The organism is Sphaerospermopsis sp. LEGE 08334 (assembly GCF_015207205.1).
Lineage (GTDB): Bacteria > Cyanobacteriota > Cyanobacteriia > Cyanobacteriales > Nostocaceae > Sphaerospermopsis.
Map to the genome: position 1 here is coordinate 1 of NZ_JADEXH010000095.1, position 3,640 is coordinate 3,640.

Sequence of the window (3,640 nt, forward strand, 5' to 3'; positions counted from 1 at the left end):
AAACAGGAGACCTAGCCCGTTACCTAGCAGATGGGAACATAGAATACTTAGGACGCATAGACAACCAAGTAAAAATCAGAGGATTCCGCATCGAGTTAGGAGAAATAGAAACCGTACTCAATCAACACCCTGATATCCAGACATCTTGCGTCATCGTCCGTGAAGACAACCCCCAACAAAAGCAACTAGTAGCCTACATCGTAGCAAACCAGCAATCCACACTAACCATCAGTCAAACGCGCCAATATCTCAAAGAAACACTTCCAGAATATATGGTGCCTCACAGTTTTGTCACACTAGAAACCCTACCCATAACACCCAACGGCAAAATAGACCGTCGAGCCTTACCAGCACCACAAACCCGTACAGCATCAGAAATAGAACTTGTCCCCCCAAGGAATCAAACCGAAAAAATACTAGCCCAGATTTGGGCAGAAGTCCTCAGAACAAAACAAATAGGAATTCACGATAACTTCTTCGAACTTGGAGGAGACTCAATTCTCAGCATCCAAATTTTAGCCAAAGCCAAACAAGCAGGACTACAAATAACAGCCAAACAACTATTCGCCAATCAAACAATCGCCCAACTAGCAGCAATAGCAACCACAATCAAAACCATAGAAATAGAACAAGAATTAGCCACAGGTAAATTACCACTAACACCCGTTCAACAATGGTTTTTTGAGCAAAACCTGACACAACCACACCACTTCAACCAAGCATTCCTGCTATCAGTACCCAGTGACATAAAACCAGAACTATTAAAACAAGCATTACAGCAATTACTAACACATCATGATGCCCTAAGACTAAATTTTAGTCAAAAAAACTCCAATTGGGAACAAACATACACCCCTCCAAAAGACAAAATAGCCTTCCGTGAGATAGACCTATCAAAAATTCCAGAACATAAACAACCAGAAGCCATTGAAGCACAAGGAAACTTATTACAAGCCAACTTAGACATATCAGAGAACCTAGTACAAGTAGCCTTATTCCATCTAGGGATAGAAAAAAGAGCCAGATTACAAATAACCATCCATCACCTAGCCATTGACGGCGTTTCCTGGAGAATCTTATTAGAAGACCTACAAACAGCCTACCAGCAACTTGAGCAAAGTAAAACCATTCAACTACCCGCCAAAACCACCTCTTTTAAAGACTGGTCAGAGAAACTAACAACTTATGCCCAATCACAAACCCTCAAATCCGAAGCAGCTTATTGGTTGAACGAAACTCGCGCCGCAGTTCCTGCCATCCCTGTAGACTATACAAACAGGGAAAATACCGTTGCCGCAGCGAGTACAGTATTATCATCCTTAAGTGAGGCACAAACTCAAGCCTTACTACACGATGTACCAAAAGCTTACAACACACAAATTAACGATATCCTACTGACCGCCTTAGCCTTAGTGTTGAGCAAATGGACAAACTCTAAAAATGTTCTCTTCAACCTAGAAGGACATGGACGGGAAGATATAGTTGATAGTGTAGATTTATCACGGACAATAGGTTGGTTTACAACCATCTTCCCCGTAGTAGTAGAACTACCAGCCGCAGACAATCTAGGGGAGACATTAAAAACAGTTAAAGAACAACTGCGGGCTATTCCCAACAAAGGCATTGGTTATGGACTATTGCGCTATTTGAGACAAGAACCAGAAATTGCCAGTCAACTAAAGACATTACCCCAAGCCGAAATCAGTTTTAACTACTTAGGTCAATTTGCTCAACAGATTAATACCACCTCCTGGATGCAGCCAGCTAGTGAGTCAGCAGGAAGAATGCACGGTTTACAAAACAACCGCCCTTATCTGCTAGATATAGACAGCATGATAGCTGAAGAACAGTTGAGAATACAGTGGACATACAGCACAAATCTTCACCAAGCAGCCACAATTGAAAAACTAGCACAGGAATTTGTAAACACATTACAGGACATCATTACCCATTGTGCATCAGGTGAAAATGGAGGTTATACACCTTCAGACTTCCCATTAGTCAAGCTTAACCAGGTAGAACTAGACCAACTATTAGCAAGTTTAGACACCTGTGTTGAGCGTAGCCGAAACAAAACCAACAAAACTAACTGGCGGAATATTGAAAATATATATCCACTGTCCCCAATGCAAGAGGGGATGCTGTTTGAAAGCTTGTATGCCCCTGATTCTCAAGTATATTTTGAACAGTCAATTTACAATTTGAGTGGTAGACTAAACCTGTCAGCATTTGAAAAAGCTTGGCAGCAAGTGTTAACAAGACATTCAATATTGCGGACTGCTTTTATTTGGGAGCAATTGGCACAGCCGGTGCAAATAGTTTATCGGCAAGTGGATGTTAAACTAGAGAGCCATGATTGGCAGCACCTATCTGCTCAAGAAGCACAACAAAAATTAGAATTGTTGGTGGAGTCTCAGAGAAAAAAGGGTTTCCAGTTGTCTACTGCACCATTAATGCAATTGACTGTTATACAATTGAGTGCAGATAGTTATCAATTTGTGTGGAATTTTCATCATTTATTGCTTGATGGTTGGTCAGTGCCTTTACTTTTCCAAGACCTATTGTATTTTTATCAAGCAATTATCAAGGGTGAAAATCCAACACTAGCACCAGTGTTAGGCTATGACAAATATATTGCCTGGTTACAACAACAAGATTTGAGTAAAGCTGAAGAATTTTGGCGAGAAAAACTGCAAGGTTTTACAGCACCAACTCCGTTAACAGTTGATAAATTATCTTCACAGGGTAAACAATTAGATTCTAGTTATAGACAAGAAAAAATCCGACTGACAAGGGAGGAGACATCAGCTTTACAGACTTTTGCTCGAAAGCATCAACTGACGATGAATAATTTGGTGCAGGGAGCGTGGGGTTTATTGTTATCTCGCTACAGTCAGGAATCAGATGTTGTTTTTGGTGCTACTGTGTCTGGTCGTCCACCATCTTTAATGGGTGTGGAGTCAATGGTAGGATTATTTATCAATAGCTTACCGGTGAGGGTTAAAACTTGTCCTGAAACTGAAGTTTTGACTTTGTTGAAAGATTTACAAACACAGCAAGTAGAGTCTGAACAATATTCCTATAGTTCATTGGCAGATATTCAAAGATTGAGTGATGTTCCTGGGGGAAGTTCTTTATTTGAGAGTCTGGTTGTTTTTGAGAATTATCCGGTTAGTGAAGCAGCACAAAAAAACAATTATGGTTTTGCCATAGATAGTGTTCAGGCGATTGAGCAAACGAATTATCCTTTGACGGTGGGAGTGATTCCTGGTCAGGAATTACTGGTAATAATTAGTTATGATGGTAGCAGATTTGATGATTTGGTGATTGGTCGTTTGTTGGGACATTTCCAAACATTGTTATCTGGAATTGTTGTTAACCCTAAGGCGCAAATTTGCCAATTACCATTACTCACAGAAGTTGAAAAACACCAGCTATTAATAGAATGGAATGATACTGAAGTTGAGTATCCTGTTGATAAATGTATCCATCAGTTATTTGAAGAACAGGTGCAGAAAACACCCGATGCTGTAGCTGTGGTGTTTGAAAATGAACAACTCACCTATCAACAATTGAATAATCGAGCGAATCAATTAGCACATTACTTGCAATCCTTAGGAGTCAAACCAGAGACATTAGT

The 3,640-nt window shown here is 40.2% G+C and carries 1 protein-coding gene; it reads left to right on the top strand.

All coding sequences use genetic code 11. From position 1 onward, the window contains the following. On the top strand, positions 1-3,640 hold a 3,640-nt coding region (locus IQ237_RS25800), incomplete at both ends, for a condensation domain-containing protein (RefSeq protein ID WP_194060091.1).